The organism is Colwellia marinimaniae (genome assembly GCF_002207865.1).
Taxonomy (GTDB): Bacteria; Pseudomonadota; Gammaproteobacteria; order Enterobacterales; family Alteromonadaceae; genus Colwellia; species Colwellia marinimaniae.
Window position 1 is genome coordinate 1 of record NZ_BDQM01000065.1, and the last position, 4,779, is coordinate 4,779.

The 4,779-nt window shown below is 38.6% G+C and carries 3 protein-coding genes; 1 reads left to right on the forward strand and 2 read right to left on the reverse strand.

Going from position 1 to position 4,779, the window contains the following annotated elements; genetic code table 11:
* Positions 1-141 precede the first annotated feature (141 nt).
* Positions 142-1,698 (reverse strand): HD domain-containing phosphohydrolase, encoded by a 1,557-nt coding sequence (locus MTCD1_RS17965; protein ID WP_057180517.1) that lies wholly within the window; start codon positions 1,696-1,698, stop codon positions 142-144.
* A 179-nt stretch (positions 1,699-1,877) separates the two neighbouring features.
* A complete protein-coding gene (locus MTCD1_RS17970; RefSeq protein WP_057180516.1) occupies positions 1,878-2,456 on the reverse strand; it encodes a DUF4136 domain-containing protein in 579 nt (192 codons plus the stop codon).
* Between the two features lie 514 nt (positions 2,457-2,970).
* Between MTCD1_RS17970 and MTCD1_RS17975 the strand changes: the two genes are divergently transcribed.
* The gene (locus tag MTCD1_RS17975; protein ID WP_057180514.1) at positions 2,971-4,698 is read left to right on the forward strand and encodes an acetolactate synthase 3 large subunit; all 1,728 of its coding nucleotides are present in this window, start codon (positions 2,971-2,973) and stop codon (positions 4,696-4,698) included.
* Positions 4,699-4,779: the final 81 nt, after the last annotated feature.

A 4,779-nucleotide genomic window follows, 5' to 3' on the forward strand; every position in this document is an offset into this window, starting at 1 on the left:
TGACATTGCTCTAGCACTAGGAGGGTTAAAGGCATGCGCGGATGCACAATTCAGATAAAGAAATGGGGATCCCTCAGCCATGGATGGGTTTATGCGTCTCGCTTGTTTACTCACCCACACTAAACTACAACTGAACCCTAATTAATGTTCTGGATCTGCATAGTCAGGGTAATCTAGCCTTACTTGTAAAAACTCATCAAAATCCTCAACCATTATATTGACTAATTTCGCCTCAAATTTTATACCTCTTTGTGATAATAAGAACTCTTTTATTTTTTCAGCTGGCCAGGGCTCTTTATAACAACGCTTTGAACCCAAGGCATCAAAGACATCTGCTACCGCCATGATTCGAGCCTCAACCGGTATCTCTTCTCCTTTTAAGCCTTTGGGGTAACCACTGCCATCCCAATTTTCATGATGATAATTTGCCAGTCGAGCGGCTAATTTAGAAATACTTACCGTAGATTTTTCTAAAATATCAGCACCAATTTGCGCATGAGATTTCATTATTTCCCAATCTTCGCCCTCTAACTTGCCAGGCTTATGTAAAATATGTTCCGGGATGGCTATCTTGCCTAAATCATGTAATGGCGCAGCTAAGCGGATTGCTTCAACAAAGCTGTCTTCTAAACCGAATTTTTTTGCCAGTATATCGCAAATAATAGCTACACGGCGCACATGGGCGCCGGTTTCTTTACTTCGAGCTTCCACCGCCTCACCAACAATAAAGAGTAACTCTCTTTGGGTTTTCTCTATTTCTTGTTGCTTTGTTAAGCTTTCAAGAACAAGGGCTACATTGGTGGCAAATAACTCAGCTAAACTGGCTTTAAAGTGCTCATTATCATCTTCAAACTCAATATAGAGTACTGAGGCAGAATTACTCGACGCCTGATAATAACCAACAAAACAGCTGTCATCGCGATAGTGACTTTTATCAATAAATACTTGCTGAATTCTAGCTTTTACTTGTTTATCAATATTCGAGGCTTCCAAAGAATCTGACTCACAAACATACTTCCCCGTACAAGCAATAATTGAACTAGTGGTTTGTTTGGCAAAATCAACTTGAGTTCTAGCAATATAGAGGGCAGAGCTTTCAACATTCATCAAGGTAAGTAAGTGAGCAAGTGCTGCTGAGCCAAAATTCTTTAATTGATTGATTTTTAATAAATCATGAGTCGTGGCAATAAGTTTTTTAAAGGCATCCAGACTGCGCTGAATAGTCATAATGTCACGATAGGCACGAATACTGGCATACACTGTGGTGATCATTTTATTGGCAGTAAAATCAGTTTTTTCTTTATAGTCATTAATATCAAACTCTTTAATGACTTTTGCCTCTGGGGCCGAGCCAGCTTGACCAGTACGTAATATTAAGCGAATAGCTTGATTTTTAAGGTCTTTTCTAATCCATTCAACCAGCTCTAAACCAGCATGGTCAGTTTCCATCACTACATCAACAAAAGCCATGCAAAAAGAATTATCATTTAACATAATTTCTTTCGCTTGTTTACTAGAAAAAGCGGAGACGATTTCTAATTTTCTATGCTCAATTTCAGCATCAGCAAGTACTAGTTTAGTTACTTGGTGAACAGATTCATCATCATCAATAACTAAAATACGCCAAACTTTATCGGTTTTATGCGGTTTATCGTTAATTTCATCTTCAATTTCGTCTTGAAAAATAAAGTTACTCATTGATGTCTATTATGTTGAGGGAGACCATAATATGAGTGTAATTCAGAACAGCTAAATTACTAGGAATATTACAAAAAAGTCCCTTTATTAGCGTAACCTTACCTAGCTTAAATTACTTATTTTAAACAAAAAAAACGGCTTAGCGCCGTTTTTTTATACCCGATATAGAACGTTATTATTTAGTTGAACTGACTCACAACTTTCACAACAATATCATTCAACATTGCTGATGGTGCTTCTTTATCATCTGAGGTTAAACGCTTGGTCGCCCAACCATGCCATACTGGCTGGTGAGTTTTAACATCATAGATATCAATCGCTAACTTGCCTTCGGTATATTGTCTAACACTGGTTTCAGTGCCCATAGACATACTACCGTAATAGCCACGACCACCATAGTAACCTCGACCCCAGCCAAAGCCGGTATTATAAGTCGCTGGATAGCTATTTACTTTAATTTTATCGCGACTGCCAACCGTATAAGAAATAGTAAAATCCGCATTTTCAGCATTAGCCACTAACTGATAACCTTTAGCAATAAAAGCTTGCTCTATGCTGTTATCAACTCGTTGTTTCATCACGGGGTTGATATCAACTGCTGGCGCCATAATTTTCCCTTTGGTTAACCAAGCAAAGGTTTTATAGTGCATGGTTTCAATGTCAGTATTTCGGTCAAAGTCAACTTTAGCTGAATGTGTGGCACAACCTGCGGTAAAAGCAATTAAGCAGGCAATAATTAATAATTTAAGTGGGGTCATATCTGTTCCATTTTGTAGTAAGACCGGTGTTTTAAGTCAATTGGTCTGCGGGATAACCTGACCGTTAATATAAATCAAAACGTATTACTAATATAGGTAAAACAGTGATTTAAATTGTTTTAAAGTACGATTTCTTGTAACAGCACGTTATATAAAGTTACAGTCAAGGGGTAGAACAAAAGAATAAAGATACTTTTTTCGTTGTTTTGTAATTTTTGATTGACACCAACGAGTAAAGTCTTTAACAATAGTAGCCATTAAAATATTTACGTTTTTGTTAAAATTAGTATGATAATTAAAAAAACAGTCCTCAATGTCGTCCTCATAGTCCTAGTGGTGCTTTCATCGCTAGCGAGGATGTCTGGTGCTTAACAACAACGATTAAGTAAGCATATTAACAAACCCTCGCTCTTTATAAGACCGGGGGTTTTTTATTTGCTCAACATTTATTTATTCAACCTAAACAATAAACTTCATTTTCAATAAGCAAAATTAAAATAAACAAGGTGATGGTATGACAACAGAACTTTTTACCGGTGCTGAAATGGTAGTTAAATCACTATCAGCACTTAAAGTTAAGTACATTTTTGGCTACCCCGGCGGCTCCGTTTTAGATATATATGACGCTATATTTCAACAAGATGAGATTGAACATATTCTAGTACGTCATGAACAAGCGGCCACTCATATGGCTGATGGTTATACTAGAGCAACGGGAGAAGTCGGTGTGGTGTTAGCAACGTCAGGCCCAGGGGCAACGAACTGTATTACTGGCATAGCAACGGCTTATATGGACTCTATCCCCATGGTTATTCTTGCTGGGCAAGTTGCCACGTCGCTAATAGGTAATGATGCTTTTCAAGAAACGGATATCGTTGGTTGTACTCGCCCTATAATTAAACACAGTTTTAACTGTCGAAGCCTAACTGATATACCTGATGCCATCGCTAAGGCCTTCTATATTGCAAGCACAGGTAGACCTGGTCCCGTAGTAATAGAGCTACCTAAGGATATATTAACCCCACAAAACAAGGCACCTTTTAATATCAATACTGAGATTAAAATGCGCTCTTATAACCCAAATGTTAAGGGCCATCCTAAGCAAATTAGAAAAGCGGCGCAAACCATTGCTAAGGCAAAAAAATTGGTGGTCTATTCTGGTGGTGGCATTATCATAGCTAATGCCTCCGAATTACTAACTAAGCTGGTAGAGACACTTAAGGCTCCTATAACAAACACCTTAATGGGACTGGGTGGTATATCAGGTACTCATAAACAGTTTGTTGGTATGCTGGGCCTGCACGGCAGTCTTGAAGCAAATAAAACCATGGCAAATGCTGATGTTATTTTAGCGCTAGGTGCTCGTTTTGATGATAGAGTGACTAACAATGTTGAAAAATTCTGCCCCAACGCAACCATCATTCATGTAGATATTGACCCAACGTCTATTTCTAAAACCATTAATGCCCATATCCCTGTGGTTGGCTTAGTGGAAATAGTTATGCAGCAACTGCTCGATGAACTCAATGAAATTAAATTCACCCCAGATGAAAGTGCGTTAAGCCAATGGTGGCAACAAATCAACTTATGGCGTGCGGTCAAAAGTAATAGTTATGAGCAAATTGCCGGTGAAAAAATAAAACCACAACGTGTGATAGAAGCCATGTATAAGATAACCAAGGGGGAAGCTTATGTTTGCTCTGATGTTGGCCAACATCAAATGTTTGCTGCGCAATACTATCCCTTTGCCAAACCACGACAATGGATCAATTCAGGTGGTTTAGGCACAATGGGGTTTGGCTTGCCAGCGGCTATGGGGGTAAAACTCGCTTTCCCCGATAAAGATGTTATTTGCATCACCGGTGATGGCTCGATTCAAATGAATATCCAAGAGCTTTCTACCTGCTCACAATATAACTTATCCGTGGTTATTATCACCTTAAATAACCGCTCTCTTGGCATGGTACGCCAATGGCAAGACATGGTTTATGGCGGCCGTCACTCCTCTTCTTATATGGAATCTCTACCTGACTTTGTTAAACTTGCCGAGGCTTATGGTCATGTGGGTATTCAAATCAATACTTTAGATGAGTTGGATGAAAAACTAAGCCAAGCCTTTAGTATTAAAAATCGCTTAGTTTTTGTCGATGTCATGATTGATGAGAATGAGCATGTTTACCCTATGCAAATTCGCACGGGTGCTATTGATGAAATGTGGCTTAAAAAAGGAGTAAAAGCATAATGCCTAGAATTTTAGCTATGTTTCTTATGTTAGTGGAAAATGAAGTCTGTTCACTACCCCACAGTTGTAACTACTTCCTGT